This window comes from Aeromicrobium yanjiei (assembly GCF_009649075.1).
Classification (GTDB): domain Bacteria; phylum Actinomycetota; class Actinomycetes; order Propionibacteriales; family Nocardioidaceae; genus Aeromicrobium; species Aeromicrobium yanjiei.
The window spans coordinates 990,320-1,011,547 of record NZ_CP045737.1 but is presented as its reverse complement, the minus strand read 5'-3'; the positions used below and the strand labels follow the sequence as shown (position 1 = coordinate 1,011,547).

22 protein-coding genes and 2 tRNA genes are annotated in these 21,228 nt (G+C 70.5%); 10 read left to right on the top strand and 14 right to left on the bottom strand.

What is annotated here, in order from left to right; translation table 11 throughout:
• Positions 1-127: 127 nt before the first annotated feature.
• Positions 128-865: a GntR family transcriptional regulator gene (locus GEV26_RS05165; protein WP_153652071.1), complete on the top strand. Its 738-nt coding sequence runs from the start codon at positions 128-130 to the stop codon at positions 863-865.
• Positions 866-1,033: 168 nt separating this feature from the next.
• On the opposite strand, the gene GEV26_RS05160 is transcribed toward GEV26_RS05165, so the two are convergent.
• The 5 genes from GEV26_RS05160 to GEV26_RS05140 form a co-directional block, all read right to left on the bottom strand.
• Positions 1,034-1,504, bottom strand: a complete 471-nt coding sequence (locus GEV26_RS05160) for an SRPBCC family protein (RefSeq protein WP_153652070.1) — start codon at positions 1,502-1,504, stop codon at positions 1,034-1,036.
• On the bottom strand, positions 1,504-1,965 hold the full coding sequence (locus GEV26_RS05155; protein WP_153652069.1) for an SRPBCC family protein: 462 nt from the start codon (positions 1,963-1,965) through the stop codon (positions 1,504-1,506). Before GEV26_RS05155 ends, GEV26_RS05160 begins: the two co-directional genes overlap by 1 nt.
• A gap of 54 nt (positions 1,966-2,019) precedes the next feature.
• A complete protein-coding gene (locus tag GEV26_RS05150) occupies positions 2,020-3,276 on the bottom strand; it encodes an esterase/lipase family protein (protein ID WP_153652068.1) in 1,257 nt (418 codons plus the stop codon).
• 57 nt (positions 3,277-3,333) lie between these two features.
• The gene (tig, locus tag GEV26_RS05145) at positions 3,334-4,716 is read right to left on the bottom strand and encodes a trigger factor (RefSeq protein WP_153652067.1); all 1,383 of its coding nucleotides are present in this window, start codon (positions 4,714-4,716) and stop codon (positions 3,334-3,336) included.
• 155 nt (positions 4,717-4,871) lie between these two features.
• Positions 4,872-4,945: transfer RNA gene (locus tag GEV26_RS05140), tRNA-Pro, on the bottom strand.
• A gap of 31 nt (positions 4,946-4,976) precedes the next feature.
• Here GEV26_RS05140 and GEV26_RS05135 point away from each other — a divergent pair.
• Positions 4,977-5,519 carry a nucleoside/nucleotide kinase family protein gene (locus GEV26_RS05135; RefSeq protein ID WP_153652066.1) on the top strand — a complete coding sequence of 181 codons (543 nt, stop codon included), beginning with the start codon at positions 4,977-4,979 and terminating at the stop codon, positions 5,517-5,519.
• 169 nt (positions 5,520-5,688) lie between these two features.
• Positions 5,689-5,762: transfer RNA gene (locus tag GEV26_RS05130), tRNA-Gly, on the top strand.
• 16 nt (positions 5,763-5,778) lie between these two features.
• On the opposite strand, the gene GEV26_RS05125 is transcribed toward GEV26_RS05130, so the two are convergent.
• Genes GEV26_RS05125 through GEV26_RS05095 form a run of 7 tightly spaced genes read right to left on the bottom strand, consistent with a single transcriptional unit; the run spans position 5,779 to position 12,535 of the window.
• Complete coding sequence (locus tag GEV26_RS05125; RefSeq protein ID WP_153652065.1) at positions 5,779-6,996, bottom strand: PP2C family protein-serine/threonine phosphatase; 1,218 nt, start codon at positions 6,994-6,996, stop codon at positions 5,779-5,781.
• Between the two features lie 10 nt (positions 6,997-7,006).
• Positions 7,007-7,819 (bottom strand): Fpg/Nei family DNA glycosylase, encoded by an 813-nt coding sequence (locus tag GEV26_RS05120; protein ID WP_153652064.1) that lies wholly within the window; start codon positions 7,817-7,819, stop codon positions 7,007-7,009.
• Positions 7,812-8,270 carry a ribose-5-phosphate isomerase gene (locus GEV26_RS05115; protein ID WP_153652063.1) on the bottom strand — a complete coding sequence of 153 codons (459 nt, stop codon included), beginning with the start codon at positions 8,268-8,270 and terminating at the stop codon, positions 7,812-7,814. The genes GEV26_RS05120 and GEV26_RS05115 overlap by 8 nt, the downstream gene beginning before the upstream one ends.
• Before the next feature lie 33 nt (positions 8,271-8,303).
• Positions 8,304-9,839, bottom strand: coding sequence for a CDP-glycerol glycerophosphotransferase family protein (locus tag GEV26_RS05110; protein WP_153652062.1), 1,536 nt, complete (start codon positions 9,837-9,839; stop codon positions 8,304-8,306).
• Between the two features lie 16 nt (positions 9,840-9,855).
• Positions 9,856-10,746: an alpha/beta hydrolase gene (locus GEV26_RS05105; protein ID WP_153652061.1), complete on the bottom strand. Its 891-nt coding sequence runs from the start codon at positions 10,744-10,746 to the stop codon at positions 9,856-9,858.
• A 2-nt stretch (positions 10,747-10,748) separates the two neighbouring features.
• Entirely contained in the window at positions 10,749-11,390 is a 642-nt protein-coding gene (locus GEV26_RS05100; protein WP_153652060.1) for a mycothiol-dependent nitroreductase Rv2466c family protein, read from the bottom strand.
• A complete protein-coding gene (locus tag GEV26_RS05095; RefSeq protein WP_153652059.1) occupies positions 11,387-12,535 on the bottom strand; it encodes a glutamate--cysteine ligase in 1,149 nt (382 codons plus the stop codon). Before GEV26_RS05095 ends, GEV26_RS05100 begins: the two co-directional genes overlap by 4 nt.
• Positions 12,536-12,607: 72 nt before the next feature.
• On the opposite strand from GEV26_RS05095, the gene pepN reads away from it, so the two are divergent.
• From pepN to GEV26_RS05080, 3 genes are read left to right on the top strand one after another with little or no spacing between them, the layout of a single operon-like run.
• The gene (gene pepN, locus GEV26_RS05090) at positions 12,608-15,127 is read left to right on the top strand and encodes an aminopeptidase N (protein ID WP_153652058.1); all 2,520 of its coding nucleotides are present in this window, start codon (positions 12,608-12,610) and stop codon (positions 15,125-15,127) included.
• Between the two features lie 13 nt (positions 15,128-15,140).
• Positions 15,141-16,010 carry a dihydropteroate synthase gene (gene folP, locus GEV26_RS05085; protein WP_243838935.1) on the top strand — a complete coding sequence of 290 codons (870 nt, stop codon included), beginning with the start codon at positions 15,141-15,143 and terminating at the stop codon, positions 16,008-16,010.
• A complete protein-coding gene (locus GEV26_RS05080; protein WP_153652057.1) occupies positions 16,003-16,935 on the top strand; it encodes a glucosyl-3-phosphoglycerate synthase in 933 nt (310 codons plus the stop codon). The genes folP and GEV26_RS05080 overlap by 8 nt, the downstream gene beginning before the upstream one ends.
• Positions 16,936-16,973: 38 nt before the next feature.
• Here the strand turns inward: GEV26_RS05080 and GEV26_RS05075 are convergent, their stop codons facing one another.
• Complete coding sequence (locus GEV26_RS05075; protein WP_153652056.1) at positions 16,974-17,552, bottom strand: TetR/AcrR family transcriptional regulator; 579 nt, start codon at positions 17,550-17,552, stop codon at positions 16,974-16,976.
• Positions 17,553-17,618: 66 nt separating this feature from the next.
• Here GEV26_RS05075 and GEV26_RS05070 point away from each other — a divergent pair, with 66 nt between their 5' ends.
• Both GEV26_RS05070 and GEV26_RS05065 read left to right on the top strand, forming a co-directional pair.
• Positions 17,619-18,761, top strand: a complete 1,143-nt coding sequence (locus GEV26_RS05070) for an acyl-CoA dehydrogenase family protein (protein ID WP_153652055.1) — start codon at positions 17,619-17,621, stop codon at positions 18,759-18,761.
• A gap of 37 nt (positions 18,762-18,798) precedes the next feature.
• Positions 18,799-19,554 (top strand): SDR family NAD(P)-dependent oxidoreductase, encoded by a 756-nt coding sequence (locus GEV26_RS05065; protein ID WP_153652054.1) that lies wholly within the window; start codon positions 18,799-18,801, stop codon positions 19,552-19,554.
• A 7-nt stretch (positions 19,555-19,561) separates the two neighbouring features.
• On the opposite strand, the gene GEV26_RS05060 is transcribed toward GEV26_RS05065, so the two are convergent.
• A complete protein-coding gene (locus GEV26_RS05060; RefSeq protein ID WP_153652053.1) occupies positions 19,562-19,843 on the bottom strand; it encodes a hypothetical protein in 282 nt (93 codons plus the stop codon).
• Between the two features lie 33 nt (positions 19,844-19,876).
• On the opposite strand from GEV26_RS05060, the gene GEV26_RS05055 reads away from it, so the two are divergent.
• The gene (locus GEV26_RS05055; protein ID WP_153652052.1) at positions 19,877-20,815 is read left to right on the top strand and encodes a mechanosensitive ion channel family protein; all 939 of its coding nucleotides are present in this window, start codon (positions 19,877-19,879) and stop codon (positions 20,813-20,815) included.
• Positions 20,812-21,219: a globin gene (locus GEV26_RS05050; protein ID WP_153652051.1), complete on the top strand. Its 408-nt coding sequence runs from the start codon at positions 20,812-20,814 to the stop codon at positions 21,217-21,219. Before GEV26_RS05055 ends, GEV26_RS05050 begins: the two co-directional genes overlap by 4 nt.
• Positions 21,220-21,228: the final 9 nt, after the last annotated feature.

Genomic DNA, 21,228 nt, shown 5'->3' with positions numbered 1-21,228 from the left:
AGGTTCCTCGGATTTCTATTTGTCGTGACAAAGTCGATACGAAGGAGTGTGTCCCACGGCACACGGGGCTGTCAAGCATATGTCATGACATATGGACATGGCCTCGGTTGGCGATACATTTGCGTGCATGGCCGGCCCTCGCTTCACCCTCGATCGTTCCAGCCCCGTCCCGCTGTACTTCCAGGTGGCCGAGCAGTTCGAGAAGGCGATACTCGACGGCACCATCGCGCCGGGCGAGCGCATCGACAACGAGATCTCGCTCGCGGCCGACCTTGGCCTGTCCCGACCCACGATGCGACAGGCGATCCAGGTCCTCGTCGACAAGGGCATGCTCGTGCGCAAGCGCGGTGTCGGCACCCAGGTCGTCCACGGCAAGATCCGCCGCTCGGTCGAGCTGACCAGCCTGCACGACGACCTCAGCGCGGCGGGCCAGAAGCCGCGCACCGAGGTCATCGCGATTGGCAGGGTCCCCGCCGACGAGGACGTCGCGCGCGAGCTGCAGCTCAGCAAGGGCGCGGACGTGTGGTCGCTGGAGCGGCTGCGGTTCGTCGACAAGGAGCCGCTGGCCCTCATGCACAACTTCATCCCCATCGACGTCGTCGACCTCGAGCAGGTCGACCTGGCCGAGACCGGGCTGTACGCGTACCTGCGCGACTCAGGCATCGTGATGCGGGTGGCCCGCCAGCGGATCGGCGCGCGCGGTGCGACGGTAGACGAGGGACGCCTGCTGCGCGAGCGCAAGGGTGCGCCCCTGCTCACGATGCAGCGCACCGCGTACGACAACGCCGGGCGCGCGGTCGAGTACGGCCGGCACGCGTACCGCCCCGACCTCTACGCCTTCGAGCTCACCCTCGTCGACCGCTGACGCGCGCCTCCCGTCCGCCGACGCGCGGGTTGCGTCCGCCGACGCGCGCCTCCCGTCCGCTGGCGCGCGGGTTACGTCCGCCGGCGCGCGGGTTGGAGTCTCCCCTCAGCGAACCGGAGGCTCCCCTCAGCGAACCGGAGGCTCTCCTCAGCGGACGGGGGGCTCCCCTCAGCGTTCGAGGTCTGACTTGAGGGCCTCGAGGGTGCGGTGCATGCCGGCGAGGAGCTCGGTGTCGTGGTGATCGGCCCCGCCCAGCAGGAACCGCGCCATCGCGCTGACGACCGGGCCGGGCGCGGGCATGGCCGAGCGCCGCTCGGTCACCAGCGTCCCGCCGTCCGTGGGCTGCAGCTCGTACGACCACTCGACGTCGGTGGGGATGACGTGGAACGCCAGCGCCCCGCGGCCGGAGTCCCGTGCCGGGTCCTTCCACCGGGTGATGCGGCTGAACGTGGGCCACACGACGACCTTGCGCCGGTTGAGGTGGACGCCCCGGCAGCCCAGCCCGGGCCGGCCCAGCAACCAGGTCCTGACGAGCTCGGGACTCCGGTCCTTCATGGCCCTGAGATCGGACACAGCGGTCCACACGGCCGCGGGCGGGGCCGCGATCTCGATGGACGCCTCGAGGGGCGGTTGACCCATCAGGCGGCCTCCGCCGCGGCCTTGACCTGCTCCAACGTGTGCCGGATGCCGTCCTTCAGATCAGCCTCGAACCGGTCCGTCCCGCCCAGGATCTTGTCGGTCGCGAAGTTCGACACCGCAGCCACGCCACGGGGCGTCGTGCGCGACTCCGTCAGGCGCGTGCCCGTCGCGGTGGGCTCCAGCTCGAACGTCCAGATCGTGCGGTTCTCCAGGATCTGGAACGCGATCTTGCGCTCGGGCTCGAACGCGACAACCTTGGCGTTCGTGGGCCAGCGCTTCCAGCCCTGACGGTTGATGTTGAAGGTCCGGGTGCCGAGACCGATCTCCTTGCCGAGGACGAACATGCGGCGGCACTGCGGGCTGCGCTCCCCCATGCGACGCAGGTCGGACACCACGGCCCAGACCGTGGCGGGGCTGGCGTCGATGTCGATCGTGCCGTCGATCAGCTGCTGATTGGGCATGGGGCTCCTCGGGAGTGTGGGGTCGCCCGAGCCTATCCAGATGACCAGGTCGTGTCAGGCCTGACGCGGCGCGGGCAGCGCGCGAGGGCTGCGGGTGCGCGCGTTGAGCCACTCGACGAGCCAGTCGCCGACCTGCGGATGGTTGAGCAGTGCGAAGTGGTGCGCGCTCGGGAGGTACTCGAACCGGGCGCCCTCGACGATCGGCCCGGTACGCCCCACGCCCGTCGCGGACGAGAAGTGCACCAGCAGGTCGCCCAGCACCGAGCTGAGCGGATGCCCCTGCGACGCGCCCAGCGTCGCCGCGACGAAGTGGTACTCCGCGTGCGGCAGGGGCGCCGCAGCGATGCGGTCGAGGCCCCACTGCCCCGTGAGGTCCTGACCCTCCCACTCGTCACGGGTGATGTAGCCGTGGCGCAGGTCGACGATCCCTGCCGAGCGGTGCTCGAGCAGCGTGCTGAACGGCGTCGACTCGGGCCAGAACGTCAGCAGCCGAGACCCCAGGTGCGCCACCTTCTCCAGGTTGGCGCCCGCGTGCGGCGTGCCGAGGCACACCACGTCGCGCACCAGGTGCTGCCAGGTCTGGCCGGACGCCGTCGCGTGGTTGGTCGCGGCACGGGCCACCAGGCCGCCCATCGAGTGACCGACGAGGGTGATGCGCGTGACCGGCACGGGCCAGTGGGCGACGATCTGCTGGACGAGGGCGTCCAGGTGCTGACCGCTCTCTGAGATGTGCAGACCTGTGTTGTAGCGGATCAGCACGGGCGTGCCGTCGGTCTCGGCCGCGATCCGGTCTGGGTACGTCGTGCCGGGCGCGGCGGCGCCGTTGGACCACGACTCGTCGTTCTCGCACAGGCCGTGGACGAAGATCACGGGGTGACTCGTGGCGTCCCGGAACGCCTCGCCGAGCTGCCAGGAGGCGGCGGGGACGTCATCGCCCTCGAGGCGTACGGCCATCGTGATCGCCTGCGGATCGCCGAGCGCGCGCAGCTCGTCGCCGATCAGGCCGTTGACCGCGGCGACGACCAGTCGGCCGCGGCGGCTCGTCTCGATCGGACGACCCACGCCGCGCGCGGCCAGCGCGCGCACGGACCCGCTCGAGACCCGCAGGGCCCCCGAGATGGCGCCGTAGACGGACGTCACCACGGCGTCGTGCAACGACTCCGGCACACGTCCCCCGACCACACGAGTGGCCTTGAAGACGCGTGCCGAGGCGGCACGATGCATCTCGCGGGCGGTCCCGACGATCAGGCGATCGCCGTAGTCCAGCGCCAGCGCGGCGACGTCCGTCGTCCGTACGGGCTCAGCAGGCATGTCCCCATCCTGCCGTCACGGGGCAGGAATGAGAAACGGTGCGAGCCGAGGACCTGCTCACGCCTGGGTGGGCGTCTCCTCGGTGCTCTCGTCGTCGCCCTCGTTGTCGTCCGCGAACGTGCCATCGGCGCGCAGCTTGGACAGCTCGATGACGTTGCCCGACTTGTCGGTGACCTTCGCGGACTCGACGAGGGACGCCAGCGCCTTGCCGCGCAGCACCTCGCTGACCATCTCGGGCACGTGGTTGTGCTCCATGATGTGCTGGATGTACGAGTTGGGGTCCTCGCCCGACTGCTGCGCGCGGCGCATGATGTGCTGCGACAGCTCGCTGTCGTCGATGCCGAACTCCTCGTTCGCGACGACCTGGTCGAGCACGAACTGCGCCACGAGCGAGTCGCGGACCCGCTTCTCGAGCTCGGCCTCGAACTCGTCGACGGTCTGCTTCTCGTCGTCGAGGTACTGCTCGAACGGAACGCCGGCCATCGCGAGCTGCTGCTCGATCTGCTGACGGCGGCTGGCGATCTCCTCGGTGACGAGGCTCTCGGGCAGCGGGGCGTCGATCTGGCTGACGATCTCGTCCAGGACGAGGTCGCGCGCCTCGTTGGCCTGCTCCATGCGCTTGCCGCGGGTCACGCGGTCGGTGACGTCGGCGCGGAGCTCCTCGATCGTGTCGAACTCCGACGCGGTCTGGGCGAACTCCTCATCGAGCTCGGGGAGCTGCTGCTCCTTGACGTCCTTGACCGTGACGGTGACGTCGACGTCCTGACCGGCGAGCTCGCCGCCGACCAGCTGGGTCGTGAACGTCTTGGACTCGCCGGCCGACAGGCCGATCAGCGCCTCGTCGAGGCCCTCGAGCATCGTGGCCTTGCCGACCGAGTAGGGCATGCCCGCGGCCTGGGCCTCGGGGATCTCCTCGCCGTTCTGCGCGGCGGACAGGTCGATCGTCAGGAAGTCGCCCTCGGCGACGGGACGGTCGACCTCGGCGAACGTCGCGAAGCGCTCACGCAGGGCGGAGAGCTGCTGGTCGACGTCCTCGTCGGTGACGGTGGCGTCCTCGACGGTGACCTCGATCGAGGAGACGTCGGGGATCGTCAGCTCGGGGCGGACGTCGAGCTCGGCGGTGATCTCGATGGTCTCACCGTCCTCGAACTTCGACAGGTCGATCTCGGGCTGGCTCAGCGGCTGCAGGTTGGTGTCCTGGAGGGCCTGGCTGTACCAGCCGGGCAGTGCCGAGTTGAGCGCCTCGTCGAGGACCGCGCCGCGTCCGATGCGCTGGTCGACGATCGCCGCGGGGACCTTGCCCTTGCGGAAGCCGGGGATCGTGATCTGCGAGCCGATGGTCTTGTAGGCGGCGTCAAGACTGGGCTTGAGCTCCTCGAACGGCACCTCGATGGTGAGCTTGACCCGTGTCGGGCTCAGTGTCTCGGTGGTGCTTTTCACGTGTTTGACTCCTGCATGATCTCGAGTGGGGGGTCGTGCGACCCGCTGCGGCCGTGGACGGCCGTCAAAGCGTCCGTCCAGTCTCTCATGTCTGCGGAATCCACGATAATGCGCCACCGTCCTGCGGGCGTGCCCGGACGGATCGACGTGATGTGTCGGGATGACAGGATTCGAACCTGCGACCTCACCGCCCCAAACGGCGCGCGCTACCAAGCTGCGCTACATCCCGTAGCCGCGTCAGTCTAGTGGACACTGGGGCCGTGGCCCTGCATCGGTACGACGCGCTCGTCGAGCTGATCGCGGACCGTGCGCCCGCGTGCGGCTCGACCACTGTCATCGCGGTCGACGGACGCAGCGGGGCGGGCAAGACCGAGTTCACGGCTGGTCTCGTCGAGGCGACCGGCGCGGCCGTGCTGCACCTCGACGACGTCTATCCAGGTTGGCACGGGCTGGCGGCCACGCCGCCCCTGGTCGCCGGCGTCCTGGAAGCGATCGCCGCGGGCCGCACCGGGGTCGCGCCACGCTGGTCGTGGGTGCGCGACGAGCCCGCTCCCCCGCTGCGGGTGCCTCCTGCGCCGTTGCTCGTGCTCGACGGGGTGGGCAGCGGGGCGGCCGTGATCCGGCCCTACCTGAGCCTGCTGATCTGGCTCGACGCGCCGACGGACGTACGCCGTGCGCGTGCGCTCGGACGGGACGGCGAGACGTACGCGCCGTTCTGGGACGTGTGGGCCGAGCAGGAGGAGGCCTACCTCGCACGTGACCGTCCCCGCCACCACGCCGACCTCGTCATCCCAGTTCGCTGACGAGCCACGCACGGACGCTGAGGAGTCACGTGCGGCGTCCGTACGTGACTCCTCGCCGTCCGTACGTGACTCGTCGGCGTCCGTACGTGACTCGCCGGCGGATGGGGCGGGCGATTCACGGCCGGTGGGAGGGCTGTGGCATCATGGTTGCGCTGCTTCGGCAGCACCTGCGGACGTAACTCAATTGGCTAGAGTCTCTGCCTTCCAAGCAGAATGTTGCGAGTTCGAGTCTCGTCGTCCGCTCAGCTGAAGGGGCCCCTCACCGAGGGGCCCTTTCTTCGTTCACCGCCGCGTCGTTCGCGGGCAGGCGCTCGAGATCAGGAGCCTCGACCACCAGCGGGACCGCGACACCGGGACGGCTGAGGATCAGCACCGCGCGGTCGTCGTCGCCCGACGACACGAGCTTGATGATGCGGCGGGCGGCCTGGTCGAAGCCAGAGGCCACGACCGTGCGCGCGGCGTCCCGCAGCCACTCGATCCCGGTCGTGAAGTCCTGGGTGCGGGTCTCGACGACCCCGTCGGTGTAGAACATCAACGCATCGCCGGTCTCGAGCCGGCCCACGGTCTGGTGCAGGTCGGGACGCTGCGTGATGCCGAGCGCCGTGCCGCGCGCGCCGTCGATCTCCCAGTCCCCCGACGCGGCATTCCAGCGCAGCGCGGGAGGGTGGCCGGCGTTGGTGATCGAGTAGTCCCCCGTGGCGAGGTCGACCGAGACGTGCACCGCGGTCGCGAATCCCTCGTCCCAGTGCTGGCGCAGCAAGAAGTCGTTGCCGGCCGCGAACAGGCCGAGAGGTGGCAGCGCACCGATCAGGCCCCCGAGGGCGCCGGCGAACTGCAGGGACTGGGTGCCCGCTCCGACGCCCTTGCCGCACACGTCGACCAGGACCATCTCGAGCCGGGTCTCGTCCTCGGTGAGGTTGGCGACCAGGAAGTCACCGGCGAACTTGGCCCCGCCGGCGGAGAGCATCGCGGACTGCGAGTCCCACCCCTCGGGCAGCTGGGGCACGACACCCTGCGCCTGCAGCTTGTCGCGCAGGTCGATGAGCATGGCCTCGCCCAGCGGACCGGGGAGGCCGCTGCGGCGCCGGCTGGACTCGTAGAGCACGATCGCGGCCGCCAGCGCGAGGACGACCAGCGTGCTGACGCGGCTCGCCGTGAGGCCCTGGTCGCCGTCGGCTACCGCCACGACGTACTGGCGCGTCACCGCGACCGCGACGCACACGACGATCACCAGCACCAACGTCAGCAGCGTCCGGTAGCGCAGCGCCATCGCGCCGAGCAGCAGCGGGATCACGAACACCGGGGCGGGGAACGTGTCATAGCTGGCCAGCGAGCCGACCAGCAGCGCGGCGCACATCGCGATGAGCACCGACAGCACCGCGACCTGCCCCTCGGCCGTACCGGTGCGCCATCGCACGATGCGGTCGTCGAGGTAGCCGGCAACCCCGGGCAGGGCCCGCCGGAATCTGCTGGTCACACCCAAAAGACTAACGACGTTGCTGGCAGGAGGGACACCAAAACAGGTTTCTGCCCGCCACGTCCCGCCGGCGCACCGGCGTCCCGCACACGAGGCAGGGCTGACCGTCACGGCGGTACACGTAGACCTCGCCGCCGTGGTCGTCCGCGCGGGGATCGCGGCCCATCGCCTGCGGTTCGTGCTCGGGCCGGACGGTGTCGATCCGGCCGCGCTCGACGCCGACCTGCATGAGGGCCACGAAATCAGCCCACATCGCGTCCCATCGCACCCGCGGGATCCGCCGGCCCGCGGTCATCGGGGCGACGCGCTGGCGGAACAGCACCTCGGCGCGATACACGTTGCCGACGCCCGCGAGGACCTTCTGGTCCATCAGGAGCGCCGCGATCGGCGTGTCGGAGCGGTGGATGCGGTGCCACGCGAGATCGGGGTCGGCGTCCGCCCGCAGCGGATCGGGCCCGAGTCGCCCCAGGATCTGCTCGACCGCAGGCGGCGTCAGCAGCTCGCACGCATTGGGCCCGCGCAGGTCCGCGGTGTCCTGCGCCTCCAGGCGCCACCGCACCTGGCCCACCACGGGACGTCCGACGCCCGGTGAGATCAGGAACGTGCCGTAGAGGCCGAGATGGACGTGGACCTGCTCCTCGGTGCCCTCGAACGACACGAACAGGTGCTTGCCGTACGCCTCGGCGCCCTCGAGCACGCGCCGGTCCAGGCGCGCGGCCGCCGCCTCGAACCGCCCCTGCGGGCTGCTCGAGCGGACCTGCCGTCCGGCGTACGTCCCGGCGAGGTCCGCGGCCAGCCGGTGAAGGGTGTGCCCCTCAGGCAAGCTCGCCGGTCTCCTCGTAGGACAGGAGCATGTCGATGCGGCGCTGGTGCCGGGCGGCCTCGCTCCACTGCGTGGTCAAGAACGCCTCGACGATCGCGGTCGCCTCCTCCTCGGAGTGCATCCGGGCGCCGACGGCCACGACCTGCGCGTTGTTGTGCTGGCGCGCGAGCGACGCGGTCTCGGTGCTCCAGGCCAGTGCCGCGCGGGCGCCCTTGACCTTGTTGGCCGCGATCTGCTCACCGTTGCCGGAGCCGCCGATGACGATCGCGAGGGAGCCCGGCTCCGCGACGGCCGCCTCCGACGCCGCGATGCAGAACGGCGGGTAGTCGTCCTCCGCGTCGTACGTGTGCGCTCCGTGGTCGACCGGCTCGTAGCCGTTGGCGGTCAGCCAGGAGATGAGGTGGGACTTGAGCTCGTAGCCGGCGTGGTCGGCGGCGATGTGGACGCGCATGGCAGAAGTCTCCCAGCCCGCTCAACCGGTGCGTCAAGCGCCTCGGACGAGCTCTCGCACGAACTGGGCGAAGGCGTCCTCGGACTCGCGGCCCACGAAGTCGCCCAGCACGTAGCGCTTGCGCTCGCGACGCTCCTCGGCCAGCGGGTCGCGCACGAGCAGGTCGTCCAGCACCTCGTCGAGGTTGGACAGGTCGCCGAGCAGCACGTACGCGGTCTCGGCCACCGAGAACTCCGCCCGGAAGTCCTCGACGGACGCCCGCATGCTCGTCATCGCGTAGGGCTTCTCCGACTGCAGGTAGTCCGACACGACGCTGGACACGTCGGAGATGAGCGCGTGCGAGCGGTTGGCGCAGCCCGCGACCGTCCACTTCTTGTCGACCGTGCGTCCCCACAGGTGCTTGCGGTCTGACGTCGACTTGTCGGCCTTGAGGATCTCGCGGATCTCCTGGACGACGGCGCGCCGGATGCGCCAGCGATAGCTCAGGGGATGGGGCCGGAAGATGACCGTGACGCCGCGCTCGATCAGCGCCCGCACGATCTCGGGTCCGCGCTCGAGGGAGGAGAAGTTGACCGCGTCGTCGAGCCCGTGCCAGGTCGGCGCGTAGAGCACGACCTTGGGATCGCGGTCCGCGATCGGCCCGTACGCCTGCTTGACCCGTGAGGCCTGCGGCCGGCCCAGGATCACGAACTTCTCCGGATCGACGTGGATGCCGTGGTTCGCGTAGCGGTCGATGCCGGCCTGGCCGCACACGACCAGCTTGTCGTAGAGGGCGTGGCGCGGGTTGAAGTTGGCCGGCTTGTCGGAGTCGCCGTGGTTGAGCCACACGTGGGTGAGCCGCTTGTGCGCCATGAAGCCCGCGTTCGCCCGCGCGTTCTGCACGTAGAACACGGCCTTGAGCGAGGGCACCAGCACGCCGTCGAGGTCGTCGAAGCCGCGCGATCCAAGCTGGACGAACGGCGAGGACAGGCCCGCGTCCTTGAGGATCATCCGGGCGTACTTCTCGTGCAGGTTGATCACGATGTTCGGCTCGCCCGAGCGCAGGATGTAGGGCTCCCACATCCGCAGCTGCCACGGCGCACCCGACCGGCCCGCGTAGCCCATCGCCGTCGTCGGGGCGTACGCCCGGAGGCCGCGGCGCACCCGCCACGAGTGCAGGGCGTAGCGCCACGCGCTCTCCGCGGAGACGAACCAGGCCGCCGCCGCGAGCACGGCCAGGACGACGAAGGCCCACGCCGGGGGGCCGAGCGCGACGAGCACCGCGGTCGCGACGAGCGTGACGACGCTCGACACGAGGTAGACCACCGGAGGGATCCGGCTCTGCTTCGGCGGACCGTCGGGGACGCCCGGGAGACCATGGGTCCACGGCGGACGCTCGCCGAGCCGCGGGTCGATGAGGGCGGCGAGGGTCAGCGCGGCCACCACGAGGATCGGCACCAGCCCACGCTCGAGCAGGATGGTCGCGACGAGCAGCACACCGAACGCCGCGACGAACATGAGCCGGTGACGACGCCGCAGGTCGATCGGGGTCTCCGCGACGGCCTGATCGGTCGGCACGTCCGGGGTCACCCGGACAGTATGCCAGTCAGCGCGTGCCAGACCTGCGGGTGTCGAGCAGTGCGCCCACCGTCACCACGGCCGATCGCGAAGCCTCGAACAGCTCGGGCTGGCGCCAGAACGAGTGGACCATCCCCAGCGCACGGTGGGCGACGACGTCCACCCCGGCCTCCGCGAGCCGGGCGGCGTACGTCTCGGCCTGGTCCCGCAGCACGTCGTGCTCGTTGGTCAGGACGTACGCCGCGGGGTGCTCGGCGAGGTTGGCCGCACGGGTCACCGACACCTCCGGGTGGTCCGCTGCCTCCCCCGGGGCGTACGCGTCCCAGAACCAGTCCATCGTCTCGCCGTCCAGGGCTGCGGTGGCCAGCTGCGGCGGCAGCTCGGCACGGCGGTCCACGGGCGGGTAGATCAGGACCTGGAAGTCCAGGGCCGAGGGATCGCGCACGCACAGGCCTGCGACGAGGTTGGCGCCGGACGAGTCGCCGATCCCCGGCAGGAAGGAGGCGTCGACCCGGTGCTCGCGGGCGTGGGAACGCAGCCAGCGTGCGGCGGTCTGCACGTCGTCGAGGGGTGCGGGGTACGGGTGCTCGGGGGCGCGGCGGTAGTCGACCGCGAGCAGCGCCCAGCCGGTCCGGTGCGCGAGGTAGCGGCAGAAGGCGTCGTGCGTCTCCAGGTCGTGCAGCACCCAGCCGCCCCCGTGGACGTACAGCGCGACGGGGGCGCCGACCCGCGGCCGGTAGAGCCGGCACGGGACGCCGTCCGCGTCCACGTCGTCGACCCAGTCGAGGCCGATCTTCGGAGCAGCCATCGCCGCCGCACGGGCGCCCGAGCGGATCGCGTCCAGGTCGCCCGGGAGCCGGAGCTCGTCATCGGCCTCGAGCTGCGCGAGAAGCGTCCGGGACGCGGGGTGCAGGCTCATGCTCAGTCGAACGACAGCTCGCCCGTGCGCGAGCGCTTGAGCTCGAAGAAGTCCGGGAACGAGGCGAGCGCGCGAGCGCCGTCGAAGACCGTGCCGGCGGTCTCGCCCTTGGGGATGCTCTGCAGGACCGGGCCGAAGAACGACACGCCTCCGAGGGCGATCACGGGCGTGCCGACCTCCTCGCCGACGCGCTCGATGCCGCCCTGGTGCGATGCGCGGACGGCGTCATCGAGGGACGCGTCGTCGGCGGCAGCGGCGAGCTCGGTCGGCAGGCCGGCCTCGGCCAGCGCCTCGACGTACATCTCCTTGTCGAACTCGCGGTCCTGGTTGTGCTTGCGGGTGCCGATCGCGGTGTAGAACGGGCGCAGCGCCTCGGTGCCGTGCTGCTGCTCGACCGCGATCGCGATGCGGACCGGGCCCCAGCCGCGCTCGAGCATCTCCTTGTAATCCTCCGGCACGTCCTTGTCGGCGTTGAGCACCGACAGGCTCATGACGTGGAACGTCGTGTGGACCGGGCGGACCTTCTCCACCTCGAGCATCCAGCGGGAGGTGATCCAGGCGAACGGGCACAACGGGTCGAACCAGAAGTCGACGTTCTCCAGATCGGTGTCGGCGGGCGCGGTGGCGGTGTCGGTGGAGGTCATGACGGATGCAACACCGGACGGCCCGCGCGCATTTCCTCGACCAGCGAGCCCACCACCGCGTCGAGCTCTCCGCCGTTGAGCGCCGCGACCCGGCGCTGGCGCTGGTAGGAGGCCCCGCCGGCGACGACGTCGTGGATCCCGCCGAGCTCCTCGACGCAGCCGAGGCGCTCGGCCACGGGCTCGAGCGTGTCGAGCAGGCGGTGCAGGTCGGTCGTGATGAGGTCCTCCTCGGCGTGCTTGTCGAGGATGAGGATCGCGTCCATGCCGTAACGGGCCGAGCGCCACTTGTTCTCCTGCGCGAACCACGGCGGGATGGTCGGCAGCTCGCGTCCGGCGTCGAGCTCGGACGAGAAGTGCTCGACCAGGCAGTGGGTCAGCGCCGAGATGCTCAGCAGCTCCGACATCGTCGGGATGCCGTCGCACACGCGCACCTCCAGCGTGCCGAACTTGGGGGACGGCCGCAGGTCCCACCGGATCTCGTCGAACACGTCGATGACGCCGGTGTGCAGCATGTCCTCGACGTAGCCCTCGAGCTGGCCCCACTCCTCGAACTGGAACGGCAGCCCGGCGGTCGGCAGCTGCTGGAACATCAGCGCGCGGTTCGAGGCGTACCCCGTCTCCTTGCCGCCCCAGAACGGCGACGAGGCGCTGAGCGCCTGGAGGTGGCCGTAGTAGGTCAGCATCGCCCGGCTGATCGGCAGCACCTTGTCGCGGTCCTCGATGCCCACGTGCACGTGCACGCCGTAGATCAGCATCTGCCGGCCCCACCACTGCGTACGGTCGATGAGGGTCGCGTAGCGCTCCTTGTCGGTGACCTTTTGATGGGTCCAGTTCGCGAACGGGTGCGTGCCGGCGCACATGAGCTCGACGCGCAGCGGATCGGTCACCTCACGGATCTCGTCGATCGCGCGCTGCAGGTCGGCGCCCGCCTCGCCGACCGTCCGGCACACGCCGGAGACCACCTCGACGGTGTTGAGCAACAGCTCCTGGCGGATGTGCGGGTGCTGATCGGCGCCCTCGGGGGCGACCGCGTCGAGCACCGTCTGCGCGACCTGGCGCAGGTCACCGGAGTCGGAGTCGACCAGGGCGAGCTCCCACTCGATCCCGACGGTCGATCGTTCGGAGGCTGCGAACGGAATCTGCATGGCACCATCCTGCCCGACCCCGGCCGGTCCACCCGACTCGTCGGGGGCCGGGACCCGTGAAAGCATGGTCACATGCCTGGTACGAATCTCACCCGCGAAGAAGCCAGCGAGCGCGCCTCGACCGTCTCCACCGAGACGTACGACGTCCAGCTCGACCTCACCCTCGACTCCGAGAGCCGCTTCGGCTCCGTGACGACGATCACGTTCGGCGCGACCCCGGGCGCCTCGACGTTCGTCGACCTCGTGGACGCCGAGATCTCCTCGATCACCCTGAACGGCGAGCCGGTCGACCCCTCGGTCTACGCCGACAGCCGCATCCCGCTGGACGGCCTGCAGGAGACCAACACCCTGGTCGTGGACGCGACGATGGCCTACTCGCACTCGGGCGAGGGACTGCACCGCTTCGTCGACCCCGTCGACGGGCTGGTCTACCTCTACACCCAGTTCGAGGTGCCGGACGCCCGCCGCGTGTTCGCGACGTTCGAGCAGCCCGACCTCAAGGCGACGTTCGTCTTCCACGTCACCGCCCCGTCGCACTGGGCCGTCGTGTCCAACTCCCCCACCCCGGAGCCCGAGGCCGGCGCCGACGGCGTCTCCACGTGGCACTTCGCACCGACCAAGCGCATGTCGACGTACATCACGGCCCTCATCGCGGGCGAGTACGTCTCGGTCACCGACTCCTACTCCGGGCCGTACGGCGAGATCCCGCTCGGCATCTTCTGCCGCCAGTCGGTCCGCGAGCACCTCGACGCCGACGACATCTTCCTCATCACGAAGCAGGGCTTCGAGTTCTTCGAGGGCGCGTTCGAGATGGCGTACCCGTTCGGCAAGTACGACCAGCTGTTCGTGCCGGAGTACAACATGGGCGCGATGGAGAACGCCGGCGCGGTGACGTTCCGCGACGAGATGATCTTCCGCAGCCGCCAGACCGTCGCAGCGTACGAGAGCCGCGCCAACACGATCCTGCACGAGATGGCCCACATGTGGTTCGGCGATCTCGTGACCATGAAGTGGTGGGACGACCTGTGGCTCAACGAGTCGTTCGCGGAGTTCGCGGCCTCGCACGCCTCCACCAACGCGACCCGCTTCACCGATGCGTGGACGAGCTTCACCAACGCCCGCAAGAACTGGGCCTACCGCCAGGACCAGCTGCCCTCGACCCACCCGATCGCGGCCGACAACTACGACCTGCACGCGGTCGAGGCCAACTTCGACGGCATCACGTACGCCAAGGGCGCCTCCGCGCTCAAGCAGCTCGTCGCCTGGGTCGGTGAGAAGGACTTCTTCGCGGGTCTGCGCGCCTACTTCGACAAGCACGCCTACGGCAACACCCAGCTGTCGGACCTGCTGGTCGAGCTCGAGCAGGCCTCGGGCCGCGAGCTCGGCGACTGGAGCAAGGAGTGGCTGCAGACCTCCGGGGTCAACACGCTCCGCGCGGCGTTCGACACCGACGACGCGGGCGCCTTCACGTCGTTCTCGGTCGAGCAGACCGCGATCGAGGCGTACCCGACGCTGCGCCGCCACCGCATCGCGATCGGCCTGTACGACCGCGTCGACGGCAAGCTCGTGCGCACCGAGCGGGTCGAGACCGACATCCGCGGTGCGTCCACCGAGATCCCCGAGCTCATCGGCCGCAGCCAGCCCGACCTGGTGCTGCTCAACGACGACGACCTGACCTACGCCAAGATCCGTCTCGACGAGCGCTCGTTCGCAACCCTCGTCGACAGCATCGCGACCTTCGAGGAGTCGCTCCCCCGTGCACTGTGCTGGGGATCGGCGTGGGACATGACCCGCGACGCCGAGCTCTCCGGAGCCGACTTCGTCACCCTCGTCCTCGCCGGCGTCGGCTCCGAGACCGATCTGACCGCCGTCAGCTCCCTGCTGCGCCAGGGCAACAGCGCGGTCAACCTCTACACCGCGGACGATGCGCGCCCCGAGCTCCAGGCCCGCTGGGAGTCCGGCCTCCGGTCGCTCGTCGACGCCGCCGAGCCCGGCAGCGACCACCAGCTGGCGCTCGTGCGCGCGTACGCCTCCGCGGCGTCGAGCCCGACGTTCCTGCGCGAGCTGCTCGACGGCTCGCTCGAGGGGCTGACGCTGGACACCGACCTGCGCTGGACGCTCATCACGGCCTTGGCCCGCCTCGGCGAGGCCGACGAGACCGAGATCGATGCGACCCTCGAGTCCGACAACACGATCTCGGGCAAGGAGCGGGCGGCCGCGGCCCGGGCGATCCGCCCGCTGGCCGAGGCCAAGGAGGCCGCGTGGCAGGCCGCGGCGGTCGATCCGTCGACGCCCAACGAGACCCGGCGCCAGACGGCGGTCGCGTTCCAGGTCTCGGGCCAGGCCGACGTGCTCGAGCCGTTCGTCGACCGCTATCTCGAGATGGCCTCGACGATCGTCGACGACCTCGGCGTCTGGATCGGCCAGGTCGCCCTGGTCTATCTGTTCCCGCTCGCGAACCCGTCGCAGACGACCCTCGACAAGGTCGACGCCTGGCTCTCCTCGACCCAGGCCAACGCCGCGGCCGTCCGCTACGTGTCCGAGGGCCGCGACGACCTCGCTCGCGCCCTCAAGGCACAGGCCGCGTCCTGACCGGCGGGGCCCCGTGACCGTCGACCTGGTCTTTCGCGGCCGGCGGGTCCGTCGTGACCGTGCGCTGGTGATGGCGATCGTCAACCGCACGCCCGACTCGTTCTTCGACAAGGGTGCGACGTACGCCGACGGGGCGGCCCGGGACGCCGTGCGGGCCGCGATCGCCGCCGGCGCCGACATCATCGACGTCGGCGGCGTGAAGGCCGGCCCGGGGTCCGAGGTCGACGTCACGGAGGAGATCCGGCGCACGGTGCCGTTCCTGGCCGCGGTGCGTGAGGAGTTCCCCGACGCGGTCCTCAGCATCGACACGTGGCGCGCCGAGGTCGGCCGCCGGTGCGCGGAGGCCGGCGCCGACCTCATCAACGACACCTGGGCAGGCGCCGACGCGGGGCTCGCCGACGTCGCCGCCGAGTTCTCGCTCGGTTTCGTGTGCTCGCACACCGGTGGCGCGGTGCCGCGCACGCGTCCGCACCGCATCCACTACGACGACGTGGTCCGTGACGTGATCGACCAGACCACCCGAGCGGCTGAGGCGCTGGTCGCGCGAGGCGTGCCGCGTGAGGGCGTCCTGATCGATCCCACGCACGACTTCGGCAAGAACACGTGGCACGGCCTGGAGCTGCTGCGCCGCGTCGACGAGCTCGTCGCCACCGGGTGGCCCGTGCTCATGGCGCTGTCCAACAAGGACTTCATCGGCGAGACGCTGGGGCAGCCGGTCGACCAGCGCCGCGAGGGCACCCTCGCGGCGACGGCCCTCGCCGCGGCGGCCGGTGCGGCGGCGTTCCGCGCCCACGACGTCCCGGGCACTCTGCGGGTGCTCGAGATGGTGGCGAGCATCCGCGGGGACCGACCCCCGGCCCGGGCGGTGCGCGGCCTTGCGTGACGCGGCGGCGTGGTTCGACACCCACACGTACCGCTTCGACCAGTTCGACCCGGCCGCGCTCGTCGCCGCGAAGCGGGACACCCGCGTCAGCGTCCTCATCCCCGCACGCGACGAGGCAGCCACCGTGGGGGCGATCGTGACGACGCTGCGCTCGGAGCTGATGGACCGCGTGCCGCTCGTCGACGAGATCATCGTGATCGACTCCCACTCGACCGATGCCACCGCCGACATCGCGGCAGAGGCCGGGGCGACGGTGTTCCACGTCGACGAGGTCGTCCCGCACGTGGGCAGCCGCCCGGGCAAGGGCGAGGCGATGTGGAAGGCCCTCGCGGTCATGACCGGCGACATCGGCATCTACCTGGACGCCGACGTCCAGGAGTTCACCGCCGACTTCGTGATCGGCCTGCTCGGCCCCCTCCTTCTCGAGGACGACCTCGTCTTCGTCAAGGCGTTCTACGACCGCCCGTGGTCGTCCGGCCCGCCACGCTCGTCGGGCGGCGGCCGGGTCACCGAGCTCGTCGCGCGGCCACTCATCCTGGACCGCACTCCCCTGCTGTCAGGGTTCGTCCAGCCGCTCGCGGGCGAGTGCGCGTTCCGCGCCGACGCCCTGCTCACGATCCCGTTCGTCTCGGACTACGGCGTCGACATCGGGCTCATGATCGACGTCCTGCGCGAGCACGGCCTCTCGGCGATGGCCCAGGTCGACCTCGGCCTGCGGCGGCACCGCCACCAGGACCTCGCGGCGCTCAGCGCGATGGCCCAGCACGTGCAGGCCGCCTTCGACCTCCGCACCGCACCCGGGGTGCGGGAGTCCGTCGAGAGCACCGCGGTCGTGTTCCACCGCGAGGGCACCGAGATGCGCATGGGCGAGCGCACGACCACCACGGTCCAGCGCCCGCCGATGCGGGACGTCCTCAGCCCCTGAGCCCCCTGCGGCGGTGCGCCCGCGTCCACCGGCTGGGCTCACGTGGACGCGAGCGCACCGCCCCCGAACAGCCCCGCGACGATCAGCTCGGCGAGGGAGCGGTAGGCCGCAGAGTCGTCGAGGCCGGTCGAGGCCCGGATGTCACCCCGGTGGATCGACTCCATGACCTGCCCGGCCACGGCACCGATGAAGCGCGCGTCCGCCGACGGATCGGCCTGCTGGACCAGCTCCTGCACGCGGCGGGCCGCGGCGCGGGTGTTGTCGCGGTAGATCTCCCGCGCGGGCTCGAACGCGTCGACGTCGGCGAAGAACTGCGGCGACGCGGGTGCGAGCTCGACCGAGATCGCCTCGAGGTAGACCCCGATGCGGTCCATGGGCGTGCCGGCGTCCGCGACGGCCCGCTCGACCCGCTCGGTCGCCCCGCGGAAGAACGTCCGCACCACCGTGACGAGCAGCTGCTCCTTGCTGGCGGCGATGCCGTACAGGGTGCTCTTCGAGCAGCGCAGGCGCCGGGCCACGTCGGCCATGCTCAGGTCGAGGAATCCCTCGGCGAGGATCACCGGGACGAGCTCGTCGAGCAGCGCGGACGTGCGCGCCGTCGCGGTTCGCTGAGCCATGCCCCGGACGGTACCAGAGATGATCCTCCGGTACTGTGCCTGGTACTGACCCACTGAGGAGGGAACATGCCGGCCGAACGTCTCATGCCGACCGAGGAGTCCACCGACCTGATCGAGCTGACGCGCAGCATCGTCGCGAAGGACCTGCGGCCGGTGATCGCCGATCTCGATGCACGTGCGGAGTTCCCCCGCGAGATCTTCCGCACGCTGGGGCGTGCGGGCCTGCTGTCGCTGCCGTATCCCGAGGAGCTCGGTGGCGGCGGGCAGTCGTACGAGGTGTACCTCCAGGCGCTCGAGGAGATCGCGTCCGCGTCCGCGTCGGTGGGTGTGGGCGTCAGCGTGCACGCTCTGTCGTGCTTCGGCCTGTTCACGGCCGGCACGCAGCAGCAGAAGGAGTCGTGGCTGCCGGAGATGCTCTCGGGTGAGCAGCTGGGCGCGTATTGCCTGTCCGAGGCCCACGCCGGCTCCGATCCCGCCGCGATGCGCACCCGCGCGGTGCGCGAGGGAGACGACTACGTCATCAACGGCGCCAAGGCGTGGACCACGCACGGCGGCAAGGCCGACTTCTACAAGGTCATGGCGCGCACCAGCGATGACGGCGGGCGCGGGATCTCCTGCTTCCTCGTCCCGGCCGACACGCCCGGCCTGAGCGCGGACACCCCCGAGAGCAAGATGGGGCTGATGTCGTCCACGACGGCCACGATGCTGTTCGACGACGTCCGCGTCCCGGTCGAGCGGCGCCTCGGCGAGGAGGGCCAGGGGCTGTCGATCGCGCTGGCCGGGCTCGACGCCGGCCGTCTCGGCATCGCTGCGGTCGCGACAGGCCTGGCGCAGGAGGCGCTCGACGTCGCGGTCCGGTACGCCAAGGAGCGCGAGACGTTCGGCCGCGCGATCATCGACCACCAGGGCCTCGCCTTCGTGCTGGCCGACATGGCCGCCGCGGTCGAGTCCGCCCGCGCGACGTACCTCGCCGCTGCCCGCCTGAAGGACGCCGGACGCCCGTACTCGCGGCAGGCGTCGATCGCCAAGATGGTCTGCACCGACAACGCGATGAAGGTGACCACCGACGCCGTGCAGGTGCTCGGCGGCGCGGGCTACACCAAGGACTTCCCGGCCGAGCGCTTCATGCGCGAGGCCAAGGTCATGCAGATCTTCGAGGGCACCAACCAGATCCAGCGCCTCGTCATCAGCCGCAACCTCGCACGCTGACCCCACCCACCCCCAGCGACACTGAAGGAAGAGAACCATGCAGCTCAACGACACCGCAGCCATCGTGACCGGAGGAGCCTCCGGGCTCGGCGCCGCGACCGCACTCGCCCTCGCCGAGAAGGGCGCCACCGTCTACGCGATCGACCTCCCGGGTGCGATCGAGCAGGCGCCGCAGGTGCCCGGCGTGTCCTACCTCGCCGCCGACGTCACCGACGAGCAGCAGGTCCGCACGGCGGTCGCCACGGCGAGCGAGGGCGCGCCGCTGCGCACGGTCGTCAACTGCGCCGGCATCGGCCCGTCCGCACGCATCCTCGGCCGCAAGGGCGTCCACGACCTCGGCCTGTACGCCAAGATCGTCCAGATCAACCTGGTCGGCAGCTTCACGGTGCTCGCGCTGGCCTCGGAGGCCATCGCCGCGACCGAGCCGGACGAGAACGGACAGCGCGGCGTCATCGTCAACACCGCCTCGATCGCGGCGTACGACGGCCAGATCGGCCAGGTCGCGTACGCGTCCTCCAAGGGCGGCATCGTCGGCATGACCCTGCCGGCCGCCCGCGATCTCGCGCAGTACGGCATCCGGGTCTGCACGATCGCGCCCGGCATCGTCAACACGCCGATGCTCGCGACCGTCAGCGAGGAGTTCCGGGCCGGCCTGGCCGCGGGCATCCCGTTCCCGCAGCGCCTGTGCGAGCCCGGCGAGTACGCCAAGCTGGTGACGATGATCGTCGACCACGACTACCTCAACGGCGAGACCATCAGGATGGACGGCGCCCTGCGGATGGCTCCGCGCTAGGAGTCGCTCAGCGGTGCTTGGGCGTGTGGTCGCCCGTCGTCGAGAGCTCGGTGCTCGGCGACGGGGGGACGTAGTTGTTGCGCGCGGTCAGCAGGCCGAAGAGCGACACCACGACGAACAGCACGAGGGTGCCACCGCCGAAGACCAGCAGCAGGTCGAGCGTGCTCTTCTTCTCGCCGTCGGGCCACGCGCCACCCGTGGGGGCGTCGGCCATGGCCGCGGCGGAGCCCGCGACGAACAGCACGGCGAACGAGAGGGCGACGGTCAACAGGCGAGCAGGAGTCCTCATGGGGTCCATCGTATCCACCCGTAGGCTGGAGCAATGCCTCACCTCGACGAGAACACCTTCAAGGTCGACTGGGACATCCCCGCAGAGCGCGCCTGGGACTGGTTCGTGGCGACTCCGGGCGCGATCCTGCTCGTCATCGTCGTCGGCCTCGCGTTCCGCTGGTTCGTCTGCCGCTCGATCGACCGCCTGGTCGCCCGCGCCGGCAAGGGCGCGGTGCCGGGCGTCATCGCCAACTCGCGGGCCGGCGAGTTCCTCGCGGACCTGAAGCCCGCCGTCCACCAGCGACGCCAGCAGCGCGCCGAGACGATGGGCTCGCTGCTCAAGAGCGTCGCGACCGGCATGATCATGGCGGTCGTCACGATCTCGGCGCTCGCGAAGCTGGGCATCAACATCGCCCCGATCATCGCGAGCGCCGGCATCGTCGGCGTCGCGCTCGGCTTCGGCGCCCAGAACCTGGTGAAGGACTTCCTGTCCGGCATCTTCATGATCCTCGAGGACCAGTACGGCGTCGGTGACACGGTCGACCTCGGTGAGGCGTCCGGCACGGTCGAGGCGGTCGGGCTGCGGGTCACCCGCCTGCGCGACGTCAACGGCACGGTCTGGTACGTCCGCAACGGCGAGATCCTCCGGGTCGGCAACCAGAGCCAGAACTGGGCGCGGACGGTCCTCGACGTCACGGTCTCCTACGAAGCCGATCTCGACAAGGTCCAGCAGATCCTGCAGGACGTGGCCACCTCGACCTACGAGGAGCCGCAGTTCCACGACGTCATCATCGAGGCACCTGAGGTCTGGGGCGTCGAGCGCTTCGACAAGGATGGTGTCGTGGTCCGCGTCGTGCTGAAGACCGCCCCCGCGCAGCAGTGGCTGGTCGCGAGGGCGATGCGTCGGCGCATCAAGGCCGAGTTCGACCGCGCGGGCATCCGCATCCCCACGACGTTCCCGACAGTCCACATGAATGGTGAAGAGGCATGAGCACCCAAGACGCTGAGCAGACCGGCGCTGAGCAGACCTTCTACGACGCGATCGGCGGCCACGACACGATCAAGCAGATCGTGGACACCTTCTACCAGGGTGTCGCGACCGACGAGGTGCTGCGGCCGCTGTATCCCGAGGAGGACCTCGCCCCTGCCGCGCATCGGTTCACGATGTTCCTCGAGCAGTACTGGGGCGGCCCCACGACGTACTCCGAGCAGCGTGGCCACCCCCGCCTGCGCATGCGGCACGTGTCGTTCGTCGTCGACGAGCGCGCCCGCGACCACTGGCTCAAGCACTTCCGTGCCGCGCTCGACAAGGCCGACCTGTCCCCCGAGCACGACGCGCAGTTCTGGGCGTACGTCCAGCACGCCGCGCAGTTCATGGTGAACTCGCACGGCTGAGCTGAGCGG

Excerpts from the sequence above, each read along its gene's own strand:
- GEV26_RS05165 (WP_153652071.1), top strand. The coding sequence starts at position 128 with ATGGCCGGCCCTCGCTTCACCCTCGATCGTTCCAGCCCCGTCCCGCTG.
- GEV26_RS05160 (WP_153652070.1), bottom strand. The coding sequence starts at position 1,504 with ATGGGTCAACCGCCCCTCGAGGCGTCCATCGAGATCGCGGCCCCGCCC.
- GEV26_RS05155 (WP_153652069.1), bottom strand. The coding sequence starts at position 1,965 with ATGCCCAATCAGCAGCTGATCGACGGCACGATCGACATCGACGCCAGC.
- GEV26_RS05150 (WP_153652068.1), bottom strand. The coding sequence starts at position 3,276 with ATGCCTGCTGAGCCCGTACGGACGACGGACGTCGCCGCGCTGGCGCTG.
- GEV26_RS05115 (WP_153652063.1), bottom strand. The coding sequence starts at position 8,270 with ATGCGCGTCCACATCGCCGCCGACCACGCCGGCTACGAGCTCAAGTCC.
- GEV26_RS05105 (WP_153652061.1), bottom strand. The coding sequence starts at position 10,746 with ATGAGCCTGCACCCCGCGTCCCGGACGCTTCTCGCGCAGCTCGAGGCC.
- GEV26_RS05100 (WP_153652060.1), bottom strand. The coding sequence starts at position 11,390 with ATGACCTCCACCGACACCGCCACCGCGCCCGCCGACACCGATCTGGAG.
- GEV26_RS05095 (WP_153652059.1), bottom strand. The coding sequence starts at position 12,535 with ATGCAGATTCCGTTCGCAGCCTCCGAACGATCGACCGTCGGGATCGAG.
- pepN (WP_153652058.1), top strand. The coding sequence starts at position 12,608 with ATGCCTGGTACGAATCTCACCCGCGAAGAAGCCAGCGAGCGCGCCTCG.
- GEV26_RS05075 (WP_153652056.1), bottom strand. The coding sequence starts at position 17,552 with ATGGCTCAGCGAACCGCGACGGCGCGCACGTCCGCGCTGCTCGACGAG.
- GEV26_RS05070 (WP_153652055.1), top strand. The coding sequence starts at position 17,619 with ATGCCGGCCGAACGTCTCATGCCGACCGAGGAGTCCACCGACCTGATC.
- GEV26_RS05065 (WP_153652054.1), top strand. The coding sequence starts at position 18,799 with ATGCAGCTCAACGACACCGCAGCCATCGTGACCGGAGGAGCCTCCGGG.
- GEV26_RS05060 (WP_153652053.1), bottom strand. The coding sequence starts at position 19,843 with ATGAGGACTCCTGCTCGCCTGTTGACCGTCGCCCTCTCGTTCGCCGTG.
- GEV26_RS05055 (WP_153652052.1), top strand. The coding sequence starts at position 19,877 with ATGCCTCACCTCGACGAGAACACCTTCAAGGTCGACTGGGACATCCCC.
- GEV26_RS05050 (WP_153652051.1), top strand. The coding sequence starts at position 20,812 with ATGAGCACCCAAGACGCTGAGCAGACCGGCGCTGAGCAGACCTTCTAC.